Raw genomic sequence first — 22,768 nt, 5'->3', positions numbered from 1 at the left:
AACTGATCGTGCCATCCTTTTCAAGACACCTCGAACAGTCCCTCCATCGCGCTTTGGCGGCTGCCAATCAACGCCACCACGAATATGCGACCCTGGAGCACCTGCTGCTGTCCTTGATCGAGGATCAGGACGCGGCGGCGGTCATGCGCGCCTGCAATGTCGATCTCGACATTCTCAGGCGTAACCTCGTCGAATACATCGATACCGAACTTGAGAACCTGGTTTCGGACGGACGGGACGACGCCAAGCCCACCGCCGGTTTCCAGCGCGTCATCCAACGTGCGGTCATCCACGTGCAGTCCTCGGGTCGTGAGGAAGTCACCGGCGCCAACGTGCTTGTGGCCATCTTTGCCGAGCGCGAGAGCCATGCCGCCTATTTCCTGCAGGAGCAGGACATGACGCGGTACGACGCCGTGAACTACATCTCGCACGGCATCGCCAAGCGCCCCGGCCTGTCGGAGAGCAAGGCACCCCGCGGCAGCGATGAAGCCGAAGGCGAGAACGCCAAGGTTTCCGGCAGCAATGGCGAGGATCCGTCCAAGAAGAAGCAGGACGCGATCGATGCCTATTGCGTCAACCTCAACAAGAAGGCGCGTGAGGGCAAGATCGACCCGCTGATCGGTCGCGACAGCGAGATCACGCGCACGATCCAGGTTCTGTGCCGTCGCCAGAAGAACAATCCGCTCTTCGTCGGTGATCCGGGTGTCGGCAAGACGGCGATCGCCGAGGGTCTCGCTCGCCGCATCATCGAGGGCGATGTGCCGGAAGTGCTGCGCGGCGCGACCGTTTTCGCGCTCGACATGGGCACCCTGCTGGCCGGTACGCGCTATCGCGGCGACTTCGAGGAGCGCCTGAAGCAGGTCGTGAAGGAGATCGAGGCCTATCCGGGCGCCATCCTCTTCATCGACGAGATCCACACCGTGATCGGAGCGGGAGCGACTTCGGGCGGGGCGATGGATGCCTCCAACCTCCTGAAGCCGGCCCTGGCTGCCGGAGCGCTGCGCTGCATCGGCTCGACCACCTACAAGGAATACCGCCAGTATTTCGAGAAGGACCGCGCCCTCGTGCGCCGCTTCCAGAAGATCGACGTGGCCGAACCCTCCATCCCGGACACGATCGAGATCCTCAAGGGGCTCAAGCCCTATTACGAGGACTATCACAAGCTGCGCTATACCAACGAAGCCATCAAGGCTGCGGTGGAACTGTCGGCCAAGTACATCAATGACCGCAAATTGCCGGACAAGGCGATAGACGTCATCGATGAAACGGGTGCTTCGCAGATGCTGGTGGCAGAGAGCCGCCGCAAGAAGACGATCGGTGTCAAGGAGATCGAGGCGACCATCGCCACCATGGCCCGTATCCCACCCAAGACGGTGTCAAAGGACGATACGGAGACGCTCAAGAACCTTGAGATGAACCTCAAGCGCGTGGTCTACGGCCAGGACAAGGCGATCAAGCAGCTTTCTGCGGCGATCAAGCTTGCCCGCGCGGGCCTGCGCGATCCCGAGAAGCCGATCGGCAACTACCTGTTCTCCGGCCCCACCGGCGTCGGCAAGACGGAGGTTGCGCGCCAGCTCTCCGAAGTGCTCGGCATCAAGCTGCTGCGCTTCGACATGTCGGAATACATGGAGCGTCACACGGTCTCTCGTCTGATCGGTGCGCCTCCGGGCTATGTCGGCTTCGACCAGGGCGGCTTGCTGACCGATGGAATCGACCAGAATCCGCATTGCGTCCTGCTGCTGGACGAGATCGAGAAGGCCCACCCAGACCTTTTCAACATTCTCCTGCAAGTGATGGACCACGGCAAGCTGACCGACCATAACGGCAAGAGCGTCGACTTCCGCAACGTGATCCTGATCATGACCACCAATGCGGGCGCGGCAGACCTTGCCAAGTCGGCCTTCGGCTTCACGCAGAACAAGCGTGAGGGCGACGATACGGAGGCGATCAACCGGCTGTTCACGCCGGAGTTCCGCAACCGTCTCGACGCCACCATCCCCTTCGGCCATCTGTCGCAGGAGATCGTCACGCAGGTCGTCGACAAGTTCATCGCGCAACTCGAGGTGCAGCTTGCCGATCGTCATGTCACGGTGGAGCTGTCGGATGATGCTCGTACCTGGCTGGTCGCGAACGGCTATGACGAGTTCATGGGTGCCCGCCCGATGGCTCGCCTGATCCAGCAGGCGATCAAGACGCCGCTGGCGGACGAAGTGCTCTTCGGTCGCCTGAAGTCCGGCGGCCTGGTGCGCGTCACCGTGGTGAAGAGCGAGGACGGCAAGCAGGAACTCGGCTTTGAATATCCGGCTGGCCCCGCTGAGCCGAAGCCCGAACCCGTAGTGGCTGAAGGCGCCAAAGGCCCGGCCAAGAAGAAGGCCGCCAAGCCCAAGGCTCCGCCGGAGCGCGAACCCGATGCCCCGCTGGGAGCGGGATGATTGTGAAGAGGTCGGTCGAAGGACCGGCCTTTTTTCTTGGCTCCTGCACAAGCCGGAACGTTTCCAATCAGGGTGCGTTGATCCCTCGAAGCAAATCTTGCGAGGAGGAAACGCATGCCCGATTCGAAACCCGATAAGGCCGGAACGACCGTCAGTCGCGATCGCCTCGCCGAACTCCTGAACGAGGATCTGGCGCGCGAGTATCAGGCGATCATCGCCTACACCGTCTATTCCCAGGTGCTGAAGGGCGCCGAATATATGAGCATCGCCGACCAGCTCCAGGTCCATGCTGGCGAGGAGCTCAAGCATGCGCTCATCCTCTCTCGCCAGATCGACTATCTCGGTAAGATGCCCACGGTGACGCCCAAGCCCGTGAAGACCTCCGAGGATCCGCGCCAGATGCTGCGCTTCGATCTGGAGAACGAAAACGACACCATACGCAATTATCGCGAACGGGTACGCCAGTGCGAAGCGCTGGGCGAATTCGCCATGGCCGAACAGATCCGCCAGATCCTGGTCGACGAGCAGGACCACCAGATCGATCTGGCCACTGCACTCGGCGAAGAGGTGCCCGACCTCGGCAAGGGCTGAGGCCGGCACTTCCGATGGATATTCGCGACGATTGAGCTTCGTTTGGGAAGGTGGCATCTGTCTCAACCATGCTATGCCTGAGACCTTGCTTTCCCGACTCAGGCACTCTCCATGAAAATCACCGCTATTCGCGCCACGCCGATCAACCTGCCGATCGAGGCGCCGTATTGGTGGTCTTTCGGCTGGCTTCCCGGGTCCTCGCGCTGCGTGGTGGAAGTGGAGACCGACGAGGGCATCGCGGGCCTCGGTGAGGCCGCCTCCTGGCACGCCTGTGCCATCATCGAGCAGCGCCTGGCCCCGGTGCTGATCGGCCGCGACGCCCATGACATCGCAGGAGCCGAACTCGCCTGCCTTCCGAGTTGGAGGGGTGTTTCCTCCAACACGGATTTTGCCGCTATCCGCGCCTTCGCGGCTGTGGAGACGGCGCTCTGGGACATCAAGGGCAATGCGACCGGCCGGCCACTCTATGATCTTCTTGGCGGCGCCGTGCGCAAGAAGATTGCCTTCGCCGATTATTTCGGTTTCCGTCAGAAGAAGAACGGCAAGGGCGGCGAGCTGACGCCGGACGCCGTCGCGGACTATTGCGTGAGCCTGAAGGAGAGCTTCGGCACCACCGTCTTCGAGGGCAAGCTCTGCACCAGGGATCCCGAACCCAGCATAGAGGCGCTACGCCTGATGCGCGGGAAACTCGGGCCCGAAGCTGTGATCCGCATCGATTCCAACATGGCCTATTCGCTCACCGAGGCACGCCGCATCGCATCGCGTATCGAGGAACTCGACATCCGCAACTGGGAGGAGCCGTGCGCTACCTTCGAGGAGATGGCGGCGCTTCGTCGGCACACCGCGATTCCATTTTCCGGTCACAACGTCGATATTCAGAAAGCCGTGGCCCTCGGCGTGCCCGACGCCTTCGTCACGGACGTCAACGTGCATGGCGGCATCGGCCGTACCATACGCTTCATCGGCGCATGTGAGGCGATGGGCATCGACTTCTGGTGCTACAGCGCCAATACGGGCATCGGTAGCGCCGCCTATCTCCATTTGTGCGCCGCCTTCTCCCATATTCGCGAGCCGAACCAGTCACTCTTCCGCATGCAGCCCTTCGACGTCGTGGAGGAGGGGGTGTTTGCCCCCGTCGACAACATGGTCGCCGTGCCCGAGGGCCCGGGCCTCGGCGTAACACTGTCGAAGGACAAGCTCGCCTACTGCCACAGGCTTTTCCTGGAGGAAGGACCCTACACGCAGCACCATGATCCCGAGGAACCGGGGCGGTACAAGAGACTGCCTCTGCGCTGACGGATCCCAGGTGAGCAAGGCTCGCCCTGTACCGGCCCTGAGTTCAATAGCCCGGCAGAACCAATGGTCTAGGATAGGGGAATCCCGAAGGCCGGTGAGCCTCGGACCCAGAGGCCGTTTTGGACCATGGATACGCAGGCCATTCCGCTCAGGACGACCGCTTCGCGCTTCTCCCAGGCGATCAGGGTTTTCGCCAGGTCCGAAGTCGGCTGGAAGGCCAAGTTGATCTTCGGCGGCCTGGTGGCGCTGCTATGCGGGGTAAACGGCCTGAACGTCGTCAACAGCTATGTCGGCCGGAACTTCATGACGGCGATAGCCGATCGCGACAGGGCCGAATTTTTCCGGCAGGCGGTGTTTTACATCGGCGTCTTTGCTGCTTCCACAGCGGTGGCGGTCATCGCTCGCTTCGCGGAGGAGCGGCTGGCCTTGCTATGGCGGGCGTTCGTCACCCGACGAGCCGTAAAGTCCTACCTCACTGATGCAACCTACTATCGCCTCGATGCTGCCGGCCAGCTCGCTCATCCGGACCAGCGGATCGCCGAGGACGTCCGCGCTTTCACGGTGACCACTCTCTCCTTCGTGCTCATGGGGTTGAACAGTTGCTTCACCGTCATCGCCTTTGCGGGGGTGCTGTGGTCGATCAGTCCGCTCCTTCTGCTCGTAGCTGTCTCCTATGCCGCTTGCGGGTCATATCTGACGATCCTGCTGGGCCGCCCCCTGGTGAAACTCAACTACAACCAGCTCGACAAGGAAGCTGCCTTCCGCTCCGGCCTCATCCATGTCCGGGAGAACGCCGAAGCCATCGTGCTTGCGAACCGGGAGGAACGACAGCGGCTGCGCCTGGAACGGCTGCTCGATGAACTGATCGCCAATTTTCGCGCCATTACATTGGTCAATCGCAATGTCGGCTTCTTCACCACGGGCTACAGCTGGCTCATCCAGATCATCCCGGCCCTGATCATCGCGCCGTCCTTTATCAGCGGGGATATCGCCTTTGGCGTGATTACCCAGTCGGCCATGGCCTTCTCGACCTTGGTGGCGGCCTTTTCCCTGGTCGTCACGCAATTCCAGTCGCTGTCGAACTTCGCCGCCGTGGTCGCCCGGCTCAGTTCCCTGCTGAGCGCCGTCGAGCAGGCGCAGGCCAAGGCCGGGCTGCCCATCGAAACAAGTGAGGAGGATGGGCGCCTGGCCTACCAACGCCTGACACTATGCTCGCCGCCGAGCGGTGATATCCTGCTCAAGGAACTGTCCGTATCCATTCCCCGGGGAGTGCACGTGCTCGTTACCGGACCCAATGAAGCCGCGCGCACGGCTCTCTTCAAGGCGACGGCGGGCATCGCCGTCCTTGGCAGCGGAAACGTCGTGCGTCCACCCCCCGAGAAGATCCTCTTCCTTGCCCAGCGCCCTTATCTGCCGTCCGGAACGCTGCGGGAGATTCTCGTTCCTCCCGGGCGCGAGAGCGAAGTCGGCGATGAGCGGATCCTGACGCTGATGCGCGAACTCGCTCTCGATTCCCTTCTCGACCACATCGGCGGGTTGGATACTTCCCACGAATGGGAGGCGTCGCTCTCGCTGCACGAGCGGCACCTGCTGGCCTTCCTCCATATCCTGCTGACAGCGCCCCAATTCGCCTTCCTGGATCGGGTGGACGAGGTGCTCGATGCCGATCAGGTGCGGAAGATCCTGAGCCTGCTTTCGGAGAACTCGATTACCTATCTCGTCAGCGGCAGGGCAGGAAATACTGCCGACTGTTATATGGCCGTCCTCGAATGCCGCGAAGAAGGCGCATGGACGTGGGCCGCGACTCGGCCTGACGTACAATTGACGTCGCAGGGCTCGGCTTGAGAAGCTGACGGGCCACCATCAAAAGGGGTGAACGCATCATGGCAGACTCAAGGACAAGCCAGGAACTGGTACTGATGGATGCCTATTGGCGTGCCGCCAACTATCTGTCGGTCGGCCAGATTTATCTCTATGCCAATCCGCTGCTGCGGCAGCCTCTCTCCAAGGATCACGTCAAGCCTCGGCTCCTCGGCCATTGGGGGACGACGCCCGGCCTGAACCTGATCTATGTGCATCTCAATCGCATCATCCGGAAGCATGACCTGGACATGATCTATATCACAGGTCCGGGTCATGGGGGGCCGGCGCTGGTCGCCAACGCCTATCTCGAGGGTACCTATAGCGAGGTTTATCCAAACATCTCGCAGGACGTGGAGGGCATGAAGCGCCTCTTCACCCAGTTTTCGTTCCCTGGCGGGATTCCCAGTCACGTCGCTCCGGAAACGCCCGGTTCCATTCATGAGGGTGGCGAACTCGGCTATGCCCTGTCCCATGCCTATGGAGCGGCCTTCGACAACCCGGACCTGATCGTGGCTTGCGTGGTCGGCGACGGGGAGGCCGAAACCGGCCCCCTGGCGACGAGCTGGCATTCAAACAAGTTCCTGAACCCCGTTTCCGACGGCGTGGTTCTGCCTATCCTGCATCTCAACGGGTACAAGATCGCCAATCCGTGCGTGCTGGCGCGGATTAGCCATGAGGAACTCGATCAACTGTTCCGCGGCTACGGCTATACGCCTTATTTCGTCGAGGGCGACGACCCGGCCAAGGTACACGAGGCGATGGCGGCGACCCTCGACCAGGTCGTTGCCGAGATAAAGCGCATCAAGGCCGACGCCCAGGCGAACGGTTTCACCGAGCGGCCTCGCTGGCCGATGATCGTGCTGCGCACGCCCAAGGGCTGGACCTGTCCCAAGGAGATCGACGGCAAGCGCACCGAGGGATATTGGCGGTCGCATCAGGTGCCGATGGGGGAAATGCACGAGAATCCGGAACATATCCGCATACTCGAGGAATGGATGCGCAGCTACCGGCCGGAGGAGCTGTTCGATGAGGGCGGCCGCCTGAGACCAGAAATCGCCGAACTGGCCCCGAGCGGAAAGCGCCGCATGAGCGACAATCCGCATACGAATGGGGGGCTTCTCCTCAGAGATCTCCGCCTGCCCGATTTCCGCGACTACGCCATCCCGGTGAAGGGGCGCGGCGAGATCATGGCGGAATCCACCAGGGCCATGGGCAAGTTCCTGCGCGATGTCATGAAGCTCAACCTCGATGCACGCAATTTCCGCCTCTTCAGCCCCGACGAAAACAATTCGAACCGGTGGCAGGACGCACTGGACGTGACCAACCGCGCCTTCACAGGTGAGGTCTATCCCTATGACGACCATCTCGCCCCGGACGGGCGGGTGATGGAAATGTTGAGCGAGCATCAGTGCCAAGGCTGGCTTGAAGGCTACCTGCTGACGGGAAGGCACGGCTTCTTTTCATGCTATGAAGCCTTCATCCACATCATCGACTCCATGTTCAACCAGCACGCCAAGTGGTTGAAGGTGTGCAATCATATTCCGTGGCGCCAGCCGGTCGCCTCGCTCAACTATCTCCTGTCCAGCCACGTGTGGCGGCAGGACCACAACGGCTTCAGCCATCAGGATCCCGGCTTCATCGACCACGTCGTCAACAAGAAGGCCGAAGTCGTCCGCGTCTATCTGCCGCCGGATGCCAATTGCCTGCTGAGCGTGACCGATCACTGCTTGCGCAGCCGCAACTATGTCAACGTCGTCGTGGCCGGCAAGCAGCCGGCACCCCAATGGCTGACGATGGAGGAGGCGATCAGGCACTGCAGCGCCGGGCTCGGCATCTGGGAATGGGCCAGCAACGACCGGGGCTCGGAGCCCGACGTGGTCATGGCCTGCTGCGGCGATGTGCCGACGCTGGAAACCCTCGCAGCTGTGCAACTCCTGCGCAGCCACGCGCCGGACCTCAAGGTGCGCGTCGTCAATGTCGTGAACCTGATGACGCTGCAGCCACCCAGCGAGCATCCGCACGGTATGTCCGATCAGGATTTCGATGCGCTGTTCACGACGGACAAGCCGATCATCTTCGCCTTCCACGGCTACCCCTGGCTGATCCACAGGCTGACCTACCGGCGCCATGGCCACGCCAATCTGCACGTGCGGGGCTACAAGGAGGAGGGGACCACCAGCACCCCCTTCGACATGTGCGTGATGAACGATCTCGACCGCTTCCATCTCGTCGAGGATGTGATCGACCGCGTTCCCAAGCTCGGTTCGCGAGCCGCCTATGCCAAGCAGGCCGTCCGTGACAAGCTCATGGAGCACAAGGAGTATATCGCCCGCTACGGCGACGACATGCCCGAAATCTCCGGTTGGCGCTGGGGCAGGGCGCAAGCCTCCACGGCCCAGAGTTCCACGGAGGCGGACAACGTCTGAGCCTGGGCGCGTCCGCTCAAAAAGTCCTCGAAGATCTTCGACAGCGATCCACCGAGGCGCGACGCTTGGAACTCCCTTCCCCTTCGTGGGGAAGGATAAGGAATGGGGAGCGTGGCGATTAGGCCGCGCACCCTCCCAAGGATCCCCGTCTTTTATCCTTTCCCACAAGGGGATGGGAAGGCTTCGACCTCGCGATCATCCTCGCAGATGAGCGATGCAATCCCGCTCGAATTCGTGAAACGTCACGAGGGACCAGTCGTCGGTGATCCCGAGCAGGCACTCGCCTCGATAGCTCTCCGGGGGATCTCTACCAGCCCATCCGGCGAAGATCGATCAACGTTGCCTCGACCACGCTGACGCTCTGGCCAGGGACGACCTTGTCGAAAGCCGATCGCAGCAGGAGCTTCCGGCGCGAAGCCGCTCAAATATCCACCAGTTCGCCGGCGAATGCCGCTCGCTCCTGGATGAAAGTGAAACGCGCCTCAGGCTTGTTGCCCATCAGGCGTTCCACGGAACCGGAGGTGTCGGCGCGTTCCTCATCCTCCACCATCACCTTGAGAAGCGTGCGCTTCTTCGGGTCCATGGTGGTTTCCTTGAGCTGGGCCGGCATCATCTCGCCGAGACCCTTGAAGCGGCCGATTTCGATCTTCTGGTTGGCCTTGAAGGCGGTGGCCAGGAGTTCATCCTTGTGTGCGTCGTCGCGGGCGTAAAGAGATTTGGTGCCCTGTGTCAGGCGGTAGAGGGGCGGGGCAGCGAGGAAGAGGTGGCCGCGCTCGATCAGGCGCGGCATCTGGCGCCAGAAGAAGGTGATCAGCAGCGAGGCGATATGGGCGCCGTCGACATCGGCGTCCGTCATGATGATGATCTTCTCGTAGCGCAGGTCGTCGTCGCGATAGTGGGAGCCCATGCCGCAGCCGAGGGCCTGTCCCAAATCCTGGAGCTGCTGGTTCTGAGCGAGCTTGTCCTTGCCGGCGGCAGCCACGTTGAGGATCTTGCCCCGCAGGGGCAGTACGGCTTGGCTGGCGCGGTCACGCGCCTGCTTGGCGGATCCGCCGGCCGAGTCGCCTTCCACGATAAACAATTCGGAGCCCTGGGCTGCATTGTTGGAGCAGTCCGCGAGCTTGCCGGGCAGGCGCAGCTTGCGCGTGGCGGTCTTGCGGGCGACATCCTTCTCGGCCCGGCGGCGCAGGCGTTCCTCGGCCCGTTCCACCACGAAGTCGAGAAGCTTGAGGGACTGGGAGGGTGTCGAGGCAAGCCAGTGGTCGAAGGCATCCTTGAGCGCCTGTTCGACGATGCGGCTGGCCTCCGTCGTCACCAGCTTGGCCTTGGTCTGGGATGAGAATTCCGGTTCGCGGATGAACACGGAGAGCATGGCGGCCGAGCAGGCCATCAGGTCCTCGGTGGTGATCTGCGCGGCGCGCTTGTTGCCGATGCGCTCGGCGTGCTCCTTCAGGCCTCGCAGGAGTGCGATGCGCAGGCCCGCCTCATGCGTGCCGCCCTCGCGCGTGGGGACGGTATTGCAATAGGAGGAGACATAGCCTTCATCCTCGGCGAACCAGCCGATGGCCCATTCCACCGAGCCATGCCCGCTTTCCTTGTCGACCTTGCCGGCGAAGATCTGGTCGGTGACGAGTTCGAGGCCCTCGCTCGCGCTGCGCAGATAATCCTCGAGACCGCGCGGGAACTTGAAGCTTTCCTCGACCGGGACGTCACTGACACCCTGCAGAAGCTCCGCCGCGCATTTCCAGCGGATCTCCACACCCCGGAAGAGATATGCCTTCGAGCGCGACATCTTGAACAGGCGCTTGGGATCGAAGGCAGAACCATGCTTGAAGATCTCGATGTCCGGCTTGAAGCGAATGCGCGTGCCGCGCCGATTGGGGGCTGCACCGACATGCTCGACGGGCCCGAGCACCTGCCCGCGCGCAAAGCGCTGGCGATAGAGTTCGCGCCCGCGCGCGACCTCGACCTCGACCGCTTCCGAGAGCGCCGTGACGGCCTTGATGCCGACGCCGTGGAGACCGCCGGACGTGTCGTAGACGTCGGAATTGAACTTGCCCCCCGCATGGAGCTTGGTCATGCTCACTTCGAGCGTGGACATTTCCGGAAACTGCGGATGCGGATCGACGGGAATGCCGCGGCCGTTATCGGTGACGCAAACGAAGCCGTCGGCCGTCAGGTCCACCTCGATGAAGGTGGCATGGCCCGCCACCGCCTCGTCCATCGAGTTGTCGATCACCTCGGCGAAGAGATGATGGAGGCCATCCCCGTCCGGCCCGGTCGAGCCGATATACATGCCGGGCCGCATGCGGATGGCCTCGATGCCCTCCAGCACGCGAATGGACGAAGCGCCGTAGCCGTCTTCCCCGGCCTTGGGCGAGGGCGCCTTCACCCCCGGCTTGGCAGCCGCCCGGGCAGCCATCTCCGCCTTCAGGGCAGCGGCGATCGACTGGGTGGAAAGTTTCTTGGCATCGGTGGATTTGTCGGCCCGGCCCTTGGAGGACGAGGGCTCATCGCCGCCGAACAGATCGGAAGTGTCGCTCATTCACAAACGGTCTCGCAGAAGCGTCGCGCACTGGCGATTCGCAATTTGGATCATTATGGCACGTTCGCACGGCGGCCGCGAACGGACCGTAAACAGGCTTGTTGATGGGTGTGAATTCGCGAGGAATTCAGGCCCTAGTTCCGTCACGATTCGCAGGCTCTTTGTGCATTGCGAGGATGTGGGCTGCTGCCTATAACAGCCTCCTGCCATCGCAGACTTCTGAAACGGATTTTTTCTTCATGCCGATGACACGCGCGGCCAATTTCGGGGCCTTGGTTATTCTAGGTGCGGCAGCCGTCGCCATGCCAGCCTGGGCACAGGATACCGCCACCACCCAGCAGGCTGCTGCGGCTACGCCGCTCAAGCCGGACGAGCCCGTGCCCTTCGTCGCTCATCGCGCGGTCTATGATCTGCAGCTCGACGGTCGCAAGCAGTCCACCAGCGTCGACAGCATGCGCGGCCGCATCGTCTATGATTTCTCCGGGAACGCCTGCGAGGGCTACGCGCTGAACTTTCGGCAGGTTACGGAGATCGGCCTAAGCGGCGGCGGCGTCAACACGTCGGATCTGCGTTCCGTGACCTTCGAGGACAACGGCGGGCACAGTTTCCGATTCAATTCGCAGAATTTCACCAATCAGAAAGTCGATGGCGTGGTCGACGGCCAGGCGAGCCGGGCAGACAGCGGTGCGATCGCCGTAGCGCTGAAGAAGCCGAAGAGCGCCAAGTTCGATCTCTCTCGGAACGTGCTGTTTCCCACCGGCCAGATGAAGGCGATCGTGGCGGCGGCGCAGGGCGGCGAGCATGTGTTCGAGAGCCAGGTCTATGATGGTTCGGACGGCGGCCAGAAGATCTACGATACGCTGGCGGTCATCGGCGCCAAGGTCTCGCCGGACAAGCCACGCGAAGGAGCGGCCGTCGGCGCCAAGCAACTCGACGGGGTCGATCGCTGGCCGGTGACGATCTCCTATTTCGATCCGACCAAGAAGGTCGTGGGCGAGCAGACCCCCGTCTATACCATGTCCTTCGATCTCTACGCCGACGGCATTTCGGGCAACCTCGTTCTCGACTACGGCGATTTCCGGCTCAGGGGCACGATGGCCTCGCTCGATTTCCTCCCGCAGCCCCCATGCAAGTGAGCCCGGAGGCGACAGGCGGGTCCGCCGCGCGCGTGCTGCGTTGAGGAATGCAATCCGGCAATGGAGCCACACGCAGGCCTGGCGGGCGCTGGGGCATCGCCTGCGGGCTCCTGCGCGCCTCCCTTCCTCACCCCTGTTCGGAAGGATTTCGGCACCGGCTGCCGTCGCCTTCGGAGTGGTCCTGATCCTGGCGCTGATCCTGCTGGCGGATCCCGTCTCCCAGCGAGTCCTGCCCGAGTGGCCGCGCAGTGCGGTGCGCGTCGCCTCGATCCTCACCAATCTTGGCGATTCCGGCTATTACCTCATTCCGATCGGCATCCTCCTGATCCTGCTGGCCGCCGTCGATTTCGAACTGCCGCCGCGTCTCGACACCGCCACGCGTCAGCTGTGGCTCCAACTGGCCTTTGCCTTCACCGCGATCGCCGGCACGGGGCTCGTCGTCAATGTCGGCAAGCGCATGATCGGGCGCGTGCGCCCGCTGCATGTCGATCCGGGCTCGTACCTGCATTTCGAGCCATTCTCCTGGCGCGCAAGCAATGCGAGCTTCCCCTCGGGCCACGCCACCACGGCCTGGACCGTAGCGGCCGTCCTGGTGCTGTGCTGCGGGCCGCGCCTTCGGCCTTACGCCTTCGCGCTCGGGACCATCGTGTGTATCAGCCGCGTCGTGATCGGCGCGCACTATCCGGCCGATGTGGTTGCCGGAGCGCTGTTCGGCTGGTTCGCTACCCTGTGGTTTGCGCAGTTTCTGGCGCGGCGCGGCCTTGTTTTCCGGCAAAATGGCGATGGCGCTCTTGCGCTTCGCAGGCAAGACGCGGCAAAGACGCTGCTCACGGCGTGGCGAGCGCGCCGATAAGGTCGAAGGTCCATGACACCTGCAATCAACGCGCCCGAGATCAGCGTCGTGGTGCCCGTCCGCAATGAGGCGGGGAACATCGAGCCCCTCATCCGGGAGATCGCGCAAGCCTTGTCCGGCCGCAGTTTCGAGATCGTCTATATCGACGATGGTTCGAGCGACGCGACGCCGGCGGAACTGGCGCGCCTTAAGGGGGAACTGCCGTTCCTGCGAAGCCTGCGGCACGAGGCATCCTGCGGCCAGTCCTGCGCCGTTCGCACGGGGGTGCGCCACGCCCGTGGCGGCCTGATCGTGACCATCGACGGCGATGGCCAGAACAATCCCACCTACATCCCCGCCCTGGTCGATGCGCTCGTCGCCGGCGGGAATGGCACGGGCATGATCGCCGGCCAGCGCCTCGGACGCAAGGACACCGGCTTCAAGCGCTGGCAGTCGAAGACAGCCAACAAGGTCCGGGCCTGGGTCTTGAAGGACGGTACGCGCGACACGGGATGCGGCCTCAAGGCCATCCGCCGCGAAGTTTATCTTGCGCTTCCCTATTTCGACGCGTTGCACCGTTTCATGCCGGCACTGGTAAAGCGCGAGGGTTACGATGTCGGGCATGTCGACGTCGTCGACCGCCCGCGCCTGACGGGCGTTTCCAATTACGGCTTCTTTGACCGCCTTTGGGTCGGCATTCTCGATCTCGGCGGAGTATGGTGGCTGATCAGTCGCCGGCGGCGAGTGCCGGTCGTCACCGGGGGAGCAAGCGATGCTGGTTGAACTGTCGAACGCCCTCGGCGGCTACCTTCACAACGTCTTCTACAACAAGTTCGATTTCTGGCTTTGGCTCGGCCTGTTCGCGCAGGCCCTGTTCACCGCACGCTTCGTCGTCCAGTGGTTTGCCAGCGAGCGGGCCGGCAAGAGCGTCATACCATTCAGCTTCTGGGTCCTGTCGATCGGCGGCGGGGCGCTGCTGTTCCTCTATGCGCTCGTGCGCGCGGACCTCGTCTACATCATAGGCCAGGGCTCAGGCCTCTTGATCTACCTGCGCAATGTCTCCTTCGTGATGAAGGAGAGGGCAGCTGAAAAGGCAAAGGCCGAGGCGGAAGCCGGAGAGGCGGCGGGCAGGGGGCCGTAGCGGCGGGCCCCTCGCGTCGATCGAAGGCCTATTCCTGGAGGGCCCTGAACCGCGCCAGACCGGCGTCGAGATCAGCGATCAGGTCGGCGATGTCCTCCAGCCCCACGTGAAGGCGCACGGCCGGTCCGCCAGGGTTCCATGTCGTGGCCGTGCGATATTCCGCGCAGTCGAAGGGAATGGCGAGGCTCTCGTATCCGCCCCAGGAATAGCCGAGGCCGAAGAATTTGAGTTCGTCGAGGAAGGCGGCCACGGCCGCGTCAGGCGCCGGCTGCAGGATTATCGAGAACAGGCCGGATGCGCCCTTGAAGTCTCGCTTCCAAATGGCGTATCCCGGGTCGCTTTCCAGGCCCGGATGCAGCACGCGCTGAACCTCCGGCCGGGAGTCGAGCCATTTCGCCACGCGCAATGCGCTGTCCTGATGCTGGCGCAGCCGCACGCCCATCGTGCGCAGGCCTCGCATGGCGAGATAGATATCGTCCGGCCCGACGCAGAGGCCACTGTCGCCGTAGAAGCTCTTGAGCGCCGGCCATGCCTTGCGGGAGGCGGAAACCACACCGAACATCGCATCCGAATGGCCGACGATGTATTTCGTTCCCGCCTGGATGGAGAGATCGACTCCATGGGCGAAGGCATCGAAGAAGAGGGGGGTGGCCCAGGTGTTGTCTAGCAGGACCGCGGCTCCACGCTTGTGGGCGATGGCGGCGATCAACGGCACATCCTGCATCTCGAAGCTCTGCGACCCGGGCGCCTCGAGATAGACCGCTTTCGTATTGGGACGGAAAAGTTCCTCGATGCCGGCGCCCGCCAGGGGATCGTAATAGGTGGTCTCGATGCCGAGGCGCTTCAGCACCTTGTCGCAGAACTGGCGGGTCGGCAGATAGGTTGTGTCGACCATCAGGAGGTGGTCGCCCGAGGACAGGCATGAGAGCAGCGCGGCCGATACGGCGGAAAGCCCAGAGGGGCAGGTCACCACGCCCGCGCTGCCGTCGAGCGCCTTCATGGCCTCGTCGAAAGCTTCGGAGGTCGGATTGCCGCGGCGTCCGTAGGCATAGCGCTGGGTATGGCCAAGCAGGTCCTTCACCGTCGGCGCCAGCACGGTGGAACCGTGATAGACCGGCGGATTGACGAAGCCGTGATAGTCGGATGGGTCTCGGCCGCCGATCACGAGACGGGTGTTCTCGCCGAAGGTGGCGATTTCGCTTTTGCTGATTTTTTTCATGAATGAGTCGACGCCAGTATCACTGGGCGGACATTCCGCTTCGCGGGTGGCTGCGTCAACCAGAAAGGCCGTGATCCGCCCTTGATGTGGCGCCGCCGGCCCTGGACCGGCGGCGCGCGGCGTCGGCGGCCGATGGCTCGTCATTGGCGTGCGAAGGTCTGTTGTCTCATTTGTCGCGGTTTTGAAAAGCCTCTACGGAAAGCGGGCAATCAACTAGAGAGAGGTGCAATAATACCTCATATTGTTGTATGATAGAAGAATTACGCGCTCTGGCTGTATGGCGCTTTTGTGGACATGACAACGAATTAAGCAACAATCCACTTGACTTGCGCTCCAAAGCGCTTGCAATCACTGGATCGTGAAAAAATCACGAACAAAAAGGGGATGCGTCAGAGAGCTCAAGCTCCGGCATGAACCCTTGGATCGAACCAGACAGGGGCTGCTTTATGAAACTCAGGACACTTGCTTTGACGTTTGGCGCGGTGCTCGCCATGGGCACCGCCGCCGCTTCCGCAGCGACGCTTGATGCCGTTAAAGCACGCGGACAGTTGATCTGCGGATCGAACACGGGTCTCGCCGGTTTCGGCATTCCGGACGACAAGGGGCAGTGGACAGGTCTCGACGTCGATTACTGCCGCGCCATTGCGGCCGCCGTGTTCGGCGACCCCACCAAGGTGACCTTCAAGCCGCTTTCCGCCAAGGATCGCTTCACCGCGCTGGGGTCCGGTGAAATCGACGTTCTCATCCGCAACACCACCTGGACGCTTTCCCGCGACACCCAGGGTGCGGACTACGTGGCCGTGAACTATTATGACGGCCAGGGCTTCATGGTGAAGAAGGATGCGGGCGTCAAATCGGTCGCCGAACTGTCGGGCGCCTCGATTTGCGTGCAGCAGGGTACCACCACCGAGCTGAACCTCGCGGACTATTTCCACTCCCACAACATTGAATACAAGATCGTCACCTTCGCAACGTCGGAGGAGACCCGCACGGCCTTCGACACCGGGCGTTGCGATGCCTATACGGGCGACCTTTCGGCCGTCTACACCGAGCGCCTGAAGCTTTCCAAGCCTGATGACGCCGTCGTGCTGCCCGACGTCATTTCGAAGGAGCCGTTGTCGATCGCCGTCCGTCATGGCGACAACCAGTGGGCCGATATCGTTCGCTGGGTGCACTTCGCACTCCTCACGGCTGAGGAGGACGGCGTCACCCAGGCGAATGTGGACGAGAAACTGAAGTCCGAGACCCCGGACGTCAAGCGCCTGCTCGGTGTCGAGGGCGACTACGGCAAGGGCCTGGGCCTGGATAATGACTGGGCCTACAAGGCCATCAAGGCCGTGGGCAACTACGGAGAAGTCTTCGACAGGAATGTCGGCGCCAGCACGCCGATGAAGATCGAGCGCGGCCTCAACAAGCTCTGGACGCAGGGCGGCCTGCAATACGCACCTCCGATCCGTTGATTGTGAAACCATGCGGGCGGCCTTTGCGAAAGGGCCGCCCGTCTTGCTTCAGGCGGACAGATAGAGGGCGCGACAACGATGGCCGTACAGCCGCCGTCCCGGGGGGATGGCACCTCGTGGATCAATGATCCCGATAAAAGAAGCATCATTTTCCAGGTTATCCTGGCGATAGTCGTGATCGCCGCGATCTACTGGATGGGCTCGAACGTTTCCAGCAGCATGGCGAAGTCCGGCAAGTCGGTGGGTTTCGACTTCCTGTGGCAGCCCGCGAATTTCGACATCGCCCAGACGCCGATTCCCTATACGAAATCGGATACCGCTGCCTGGGCGATCATGGTCGGCCTGACCAATACCTTGATCGTCGCCGTCCTCGGCATCATCCTGGCGACCATCCTCGGCTTCGTCATCGGCATCGCGCGCCTTTCCAGCAACTGGCTGGTCGCGAAGTTCGCCACCGTCTATGTCGAGACGATCCGCAACGTTCCGCTCCTGCTTCAACTCTTGTTCTGGTACAAGGCCGTCATCGTGGCGCTGCCCAGCGCCAAGCAGGCGCTGACGATGCCGGGCGGCTTCTATCTCAGCCAGCGCGGCCTTATCCTGCCCAAGCCGGTCTTCGGACCCGGGTCTTCGCTGATCTTCATCGCGCTCCTCGTTGCTGTCGTGGCAAGCATCGCCTTTGCCAAATGGGCCGGGAAGCGGCAGGAGGCGACGGGACAGCGCGCACCCGTTTTCATGACTTGCCTCGGCCTGATCGTGTTGCTGCCACTGGCTGCCTTCTTCGTATCGGGCATGCCGGTTTCCATGGAACTGGCGACGCAGACCAAGTTCGACCTCAAGGGGGGCTTTCCCCTGGGACCAGAGATCTTTGCCCTTCTCATGGGCCTGGTGATCTACACCGCCTCGTTCATCGCCGAGATCGTCCGCGGCGGCATCCGCGCAGTCTCACACGGGCAGACGGAAGCGTCGCGCGCCCTCGGCCTCAATACCCGCAAGACGCTGAACCTGGTCGTGATCCCGCAAGCGATGCGCGTGATCATTCCGCCGCTGACCAACCAATATCTCAACCTGGTCAAGAACTCGTCGCTGGCCATCGCCACGGCCTTCGCCGATCTGGTTTCCGTGGCGCAGGGATCCGTTCTGGTGATCAGCGGCCACGAGTTCGAGTGCATTGCCATCACGATGGGCTTCTATCTGGTCGTCAGCCTGCTGATCGCCGCCTTCATGAACTGGTTCAACAAGCGCGTTGCGCTGGTGGAACGGTGAGGAGGGCACAGGCATGACAACGATTCAGCCTTATGTGCGCTCGGCCTTCAACGAGGCTCAGCCACCGCCGGCTTCAACGACCGGCGTGATCGGGTGGATGAGAACGAACTTGTTTTCATCCATCGGCAACACGGTCCTCACCATCCTCGGCATACTCTTCCTTGCCTGGATCATCCCGCCGCTCGTCCGCTTCCTGTTCCTCGATGCCGTGTGGAGCGGCAGCAATGGCGAGGCCTGTCAGGCCGCCAAGGTGGGGCACGAGGTTGGCGCCTGCTGGGCCTTCGTCAAGGCCAAGCTGAACTACTACACCTATGGCAGCTATCCCGAGTTCGAGCGGTGGCGCGTCGACCTGGTGTTCCTCGGCGGGGTCGTCGGCATGGCGTGGCTGCTGTGGCCGAGGATCGGCGCGAAGGTGTGGGGAGCGCTCTATTTCTTCGTGATCTTCCCGATCGTGGCCTTCTGGCTGCTGCGCGGCGGGCTGGGCCTTGCCTACGTGCCGACCAATCTGTGGGGCGGTATCCTGGTGACGCTGGTAATCGCGGTCATCGGTATCGTGGCCTCCCTGCCGCTCGGGATCATTCTGGCTCTGGGGCGGCGGTCGAAGATGCCGATCGCCAAGTCACTCTCGATCGTCTTCATCGAGTTCATCCGCGGCGTGCCGCTGATCACCATCCTGTTCATGGCCAATCTGATGCTGCCGCGCTTCCTGCCGGAAGGCTGGAACCCGGATCCGCTGCTGCGCGTGCTGGTCGGCGTCGCGCTCTTCTCGGCAGCCTACATGGCCGAGGTCGTTCGCGGCGGGTTGCAGGCCATGCCGAAAGGGCAGACGGAAGGCGCCCAGGCGCTTGGCCTGACCTATGTGCAGATGATGATCCTGGTGATCCTGCCGCAGGCGCTGAAGCTGGTCATCCCGGGCATCGTCAACTCGTTCATCTCCCTGTTCAAGGATACGACGCTCGTATCCATCGTCAGCATCTTCGATTTTCTGCTGACGGTGCAGACCTCCGCGTCGGATACGAACTGGATATCGGAGCGTACGCTTACCTCTGGCTTTATTTTCGCCGCTATCGTCTACTGGGTCTTCTGTTTCGGCATGTCGCGCTATTCGCAATGGATGGAGCGCCGCCTCGACACCGGCCACAAACGTTGAGAGACACGACATGGCAAATGCTTCTGCAGTCAAAGCCGATCCTGCCGTCCAGGGCCTCGCCGTGGACATCAAGCAGATGAACAAGTGGTACGGTGAGTTTCATGTTCTGAAGGACATCGACCTGGAGGTTCGTCGCGGGGAGCGGATCGTGATCTGCGGTCCGTCCGGTTCGGGCAAGTCGACGATGATCCGCTGCATCAACCGGCTTGAGGAGTTCCAGAAGGGTTCGATCACGGTGGACGGTATTCCGCTGACGAACGACCTCAAGCGCATCGACGAGGTTCGGCGGGAAGTCGGGATGGTGTTCCAGCACTTCAATCTCTTCCCGCATCTGACGGTTCTGGAGAACTGCACGCTGGCGCCGATCTGGGTGCGCAAGATGCCGAAGAAGGAGGCGGAGGACCGTGCGATGGCCTTTCTGGAACGGGTGAAGATCCCGCACCAGGCCAGGAAATATCCCGGGCAGCTGTCGGGCGGCCAGCAGCAGCGCGTGGCGATCGCGCGGGCGTTGTGCATGAACCCCAAGATCATGCTGTTCGACGAGCCGACCTCGGCGCTCGACCCGGAGATGGTCAAGGAGGTGCTCGACACCATGGTCTCGCTGGCCAATGACGGCATGACCATGCTGTGCGTCACCCACGAGATGGGTTTTGCCCGCCAGGTTGCGGACCGCGTGATCTTCATGGATGCTGGGCAGATCGTGGAGATGAACGAGCCCAATGCCTTCTTCTCCAACCCCCAGCACGAACGAACCCGGCAGTTCCTCAGCCAGATCCTGCACTGAGGTAAGATCCTGTCGGCCGCGCCCTCCCGCTGGGGCGCGGCAATCTTCCGCCGATGGCAAGCGCCGCTTCGGCCCGGACTTCTTTCCCAGCTGCGCCTTGCCTGCCGCCGGTTCCCCTGCTTGACGAGGGGGATATTGGCGGTAGGTATGTGTGACCATATGGTCAGGCAGGTAGCCTAGGGCTGCTGGCCGATCCGGATTGACAGTGCAGGAATTTGATCATGGCGTTTGATCGCTCGAGCGAGCCCGACGGCACGCTGAGGCGTGGGCTCTATCCCGAAATCGAAGCCTATCGCTCGGGCATGCTCGACGTCGGCCACGGCCACTCGATCTATTGGGAACTCGCGGGAAATCCGGAAGGATTGCCGGTCGCCTTCCTGCATGGCGGTCCCGGGGCGGGCTGTTCCCCCAAGCATCGCCGCCTGTTCGATCCCAAGCGCTGGAACGTCCTCCTGTTCGACCAGCGCGGCTGTGGCCGCTCGCGCCCTCATGCCAACCTGGAGGCCAACACGACGTGGCACCTCGTCGCCGACATGGAGAGGCTGCGCAAGGAGGTCATGAAGGTCGATCGCTGGAGCCTCTTCGGCGGCTCCTGGGGCTCGACCCTCGCACTGGCCTATGCCGAGACGCATCCGGACCTGGTCTCCTCCCTCATGCTGCGCGGCATCTTCACCCTGCGCCGCATGGAGCTCGACTGGTACTATCGCGAGGGCGCATCCTATTTCTTCCCCGACAAGTGGGAGGCATTCCGCAAGGACTTGCCGCCGGAGTCCTGGCCGGACCCGATACTGACCTATCATCGCCGCCTGACGGGGGACGATGCGGCGCTCCGCCTGGCGGCCGCGCGCAGCTGGAGCGTGTGGGAAGGCGAGACGTCCACCCTGATGCCGGAGGGGCCGGCGACGGGCCACGCCCAGGAGCATTTCGCCCTGGCCTTCGCACGAATCGAGAACCACTACTTCGTGCATGGCGGCTGGATGGAGGAGGGGCAGCTCCTGCGCGACGCGACCCGCCTGGCCGACATCCCCGGTACCATCGTGCAGGGCCGCTACGACGTCGTCTGTCCGCCTGTGACGGCATGGGAGCTTTCCAAGCGCTGGCCGAAGGCGGAACTCCATTTCGTGGAGGATTCGGGCCATTCCTTTTCGGAACCCGGGACCTTGCACCGCCTCATCCAGGCAACCGACAAATATGCGCGCGTGCTGGCGGGCGGAGCCTGATCGACGGTTTGGGGGAAAGTGAGGCCCATGTGCCGCTCCCAACCCGCGACGGGAGGGCGTCGGACGGCTACGGGCATCGCGACAGTTCTCTTCATTACCCGCTACGCTGCGCTGTTTTTCTTCCATTCCCGAAAGACATAGTCGCGTTGGTGAGATGCCGCGCTCTGCCACCCGACCTGTCCTGCGGCGTTCCTTTCCGACACGAACGATTTCTTCGCTCGTTCGGGCACGCCGCGCCAAGCTTGGGCGCCACGTGCCCGAACTTTCTGAATGGCTCACCAGCATGCTCAAGGCGCAAGACGCCGATTGGCCAGTCACGAGCTTCCTGGCGGGCGCACCCCGAGACATTCATTGGGATTCCCAATCAGAAGTGAAGGCGGCGGCCAGAAGCCGGTGCGCCGACGATGAATTGCGCATGTTGAGGTGAATTTGTCATCCCGAACCCGGCTGCAACTTCCCCGTCGAAGCTTGGAAGCTGCCCGCAAGGCACTTCCACCGAGTAATACTAGCCACCGCCGCAGGTGCCAAACCTATTGCTTTGGCGGAACGCGGCCAAATACCTCCGTCTTGGTGGCTCCATTCTTCATATCGTTTATTTTCTTTTCGGCTCTCTTGATCGCAGCGTCCACCTCCGTCTGCAATTTCCTCAGGAGATCCGTTTCCTTCTCTAGACGGTCAATGAATTCCTGATCGACGGCCATTTTGTCCCTCCATCTAACCATCGAGTCCAAGCAGAATGCCTACAGCGTGAGGTGCTAGTAGAGAGTGACTACATCAAGCCACCAATAGGAATCATCCTCACCTGTAACATCGTTGTGCGAGGCCAGGAGCGCGATTCCCAATGCTGGACCGGGCTGGAACTTTCCGTTTATCCAGCCCGGCGGGATTCCGTCTGCAGTCCATACCGCGAAATTGTTCGGCCACCCTGTCCACTGTGCGGTTCTTTGAGTCGCTTCCGAGGCGGTTTGCACGACCCAGGCCTCGACCCACACGGGTCTCCAATTCGGGTCGAGTTTCAGCGGTCCTGTCGGCCACTCGACGTGAGCCGTGCTGAAGTTGATATTTTGATAGGGATTCCAATTACCTGGCATGACATACCTCCAATCGCCACCGGGCGACGGCCCGGATGCATGATCAAGACATCATACGGCCTGTTAACTATGTTCCAATTCTTGCAATTCGGCTAGTTTAAATTTTTAAGATAGCTAATCCTTGGCAATTTTTCTTTCATCGGCGTTGCCTGCAAAAGATCTGGCTGCAATATCAATGCAATCTTTATCAATAAGGTCGAGATATTTACTCTCGCCATGACGTTGGGAGGTGGCTGAGAGCTGTACCCTGTGAATTTTTGCATCGATTAGCAGTGATGGGAGTCCGGGGCTGTTTTTTTGCAAGACCACCTCAGCGCTC

Annotated in this window: 18 protein-coding genes; 14 read left to right on the top strand and 4 right to left on the bottom strand. The window is 62.2% G+C overall.

Translation table 11 applies throughout. The features are described from left to right. Positions 1-8: 8 nt before the first annotated feature. From clpA to AC6H34_RS26560, 5 genes are all read left to right on the top strand, one after another. Positions 9-2,432, top strand: coding sequence for an ATP-dependent Clp protease ATP-binding subunit ClpA (gene clpA, locus AC6H34_RS26580; protein WP_448147871.1), 2,424 nt, complete (start codon positions 9-11; stop codon positions 2,430-2,432). A gap of 114 nt (positions 2,433-2,546) precedes the next feature. Continuing rightward, entirely contained in the window at positions 2,547-3,023 is a 477-nt protein-coding gene (locus AC6H34_RS26575) for a ferritin-like domain-containing protein (protein ID WP_448147870.1), read from the top strand. A gap of 111 nt (positions 3,024-3,134) precedes the next feature. Then, a complete protein-coding gene (locus tag AC6H34_RS26570; protein WP_497540801.1) occupies positions 3,135-4,319 on the top strand; it encodes a mandelate racemase/muconate lactonizing enzyme family protein in 1,185 nt (394 codons plus the stop codon). Positions 4,320-4,445: 126 nt separating this feature from the next. Next, on the top strand, positions 4,446-6,164 hold the full coding sequence (locus AC6H34_RS26565) for an ABC transporter ATP-binding protein/permease (protein WP_497540800.1): 1,719 nt from the start codon (positions 4,446-4,448) through the stop codon (positions 6,162-6,164). A 38-nt stretch (positions 6,165-6,202) separates the two neighbouring features. After that, positions 6,203-8,608, top strand: a complete 2,406-nt coding sequence (locus AC6H34_RS26560) for a phosphoketolase family protein (RefSeq protein ID WP_497540799.1) — start codon at positions 6,203-6,205, stop codon at positions 8,606-8,608. A gap of 421 nt (positions 8,609-9,029) precedes the next feature. On the opposite strand, the gene parE is transcribed toward AC6H34_RS26560, so the two are convergent. After that, the gene (gene parE, locus AC6H34_RS26555) at positions 9,030-11,153 is read right to left on the bottom strand and encodes a DNA topoisomerase IV subunit B (protein WP_497540798.1); all 2,124 of its coding nucleotides are present in this window, start codon (positions 11,151-11,153) and stop codon (positions 9,030-9,032) included. 239 nt (positions 11,154-11,392) lie between these two features. On the opposite strand from parE, the gene AC6H34_RS26550 reads away from it, so the two are divergent. From AC6H34_RS26550 to AC6H34_RS26535, 4 genes are read left to right on the top strand one after another with little or no spacing between them, the layout of a single operon-like run. After that, positions 11,393-12,289, top strand: coding sequence for a cell envelope integrity EipB family protein (locus AC6H34_RS26550; RefSeq protein ID WP_448147865.1), 897 nt, complete (start codon positions 11,393-11,395; stop codon positions 12,287-12,289). Positions 12,290-12,329: 40 nt separating this feature from the next. Continuing rightward, entirely contained in the window at positions 12,330-13,142 is an 813-nt protein-coding gene (locus tag AC6H34_RS26545; protein ID WP_448147864.1) for a phosphatase PAP2 family protein, read from the top strand. 12 nt (positions 13,143-13,154) lie between these two features. Continuing rightward, complete coding sequence (locus AC6H34_RS26540; protein WP_497540797.1) at positions 13,155-13,904, top strand: glycosyltransferase family 2 protein; 750 nt, start codon at positions 13,155-13,157, stop codon at positions 13,902-13,904. Continuing rightward, positions 13,894-14,262 carry a lipid-A-disaccharide synthase N-terminal domain-containing protein gene (locus AC6H34_RS26535; RefSeq protein WP_497540796.1) on the top strand — a complete coding sequence of 123 codons (369 nt, stop codon included), beginning with the start codon at positions 13,894-13,896 and terminating at the stop codon, positions 14,260-14,262. The genes AC6H34_RS26540 and AC6H34_RS26535 overlap by 11 nt, the downstream gene beginning before the upstream one ends. Positions 14,263-14,290: 28 nt before the next feature. Here AC6H34_RS26535 and metC read toward each other — a convergent pair whose 3' ends face one another. Then, on the bottom strand, positions 14,291-15,481 hold the full coding sequence (gene metC / locus AC6H34_RS26530; protein ID WP_497540795.1) for a cystathionine beta-lyase: 1,191 nt from the start codon (positions 15,479-15,481) through the stop codon (positions 14,291-14,293). A gap of 446 nt (positions 15,482-15,927) precedes the next feature. Here metC and AC6H34_RS26525 point away from each other — a divergent pair, with 446 nt between their 5' ends. From AC6H34_RS26525 to pip, 5 genes are all read left to right on the top strand, one after another. Beyond that, positions 15,928-16,941, top strand: coding sequence for an amino acid ABC transporter substrate-binding protein (locus AC6H34_RS26525; protein WP_448147860.1), 1,014 nt, complete (start codon positions 15,928-15,930; stop codon positions 16,939-16,941). Between the two features lie 78 nt (positions 16,942-17,019). Then, a complete protein-coding gene (locus AC6H34_RS26520; protein WP_497540794.1) occupies positions 17,020-18,204 on the top strand; it encodes an amino acid ABC transporter permease in 1,185 nt (394 codons plus the stop codon). A gap of 13 nt (positions 18,205-18,217) precedes the next feature. Further along, entirely contained in the window at positions 18,218-19,354 is a 1,137-nt protein-coding gene (locus AC6H34_RS26515; protein WP_497540793.1) for an amino acid ABC transporter permease, read from the top strand. 10 nt (positions 19,355-19,364) lie between these two features. Then, on the top strand, positions 19,365-20,138 hold the full coding sequence (locus tag AC6H34_RS26510; RefSeq protein WP_448147857.1) for an amino acid ABC transporter ATP-binding protein: 774 nt from the start codon (positions 19,365-19,367) through the stop codon (positions 20,136-20,138). Positions 20,139-20,359: 221 nt separating this feature from the next. After that, a complete protein-coding gene (gene pip / locus AC6H34_RS26505) occupies positions 20,360-21,358 on the top strand; it encodes a prolyl aminopeptidase (RefSeq protein ID WP_448147856.1) in 999 nt (332 codons plus the stop codon). Between the two features lie 530 nt (positions 21,359-21,888). Here pip and AC6H34_RS26500 read toward each other — a convergent pair. After that, positions 21,889-22,059 (bottom strand): hypothetical protein, encoded by a 171-nt coding sequence (locus tag AC6H34_RS26500; RefSeq protein WP_448147854.1) that lies wholly within the window; start codon positions 22,057-22,059, stop codon positions 21,889-21,891. 504 nt (positions 22,060-22,563) lie between these two features. Continuing rightward, positions 22,564-22,758 carry a hypothetical protein gene (locus AC6H34_RS26495; RefSeq protein ID WP_497540792.1) on the bottom strand — a complete coding sequence of 65 codons (195 nt, stop codon included), beginning with the start codon at positions 22,756-22,758 and terminating at the stop codon, positions 22,564-22,566. Positions 22,759-22,768: the final 10 nt, after the last annotated feature.

The organism is Labrys sp. ALF-8 (assembly GCF_059699065.1).
This window is presented reverse-complemented; position numbering and strand designations above follow the sequence as displayed.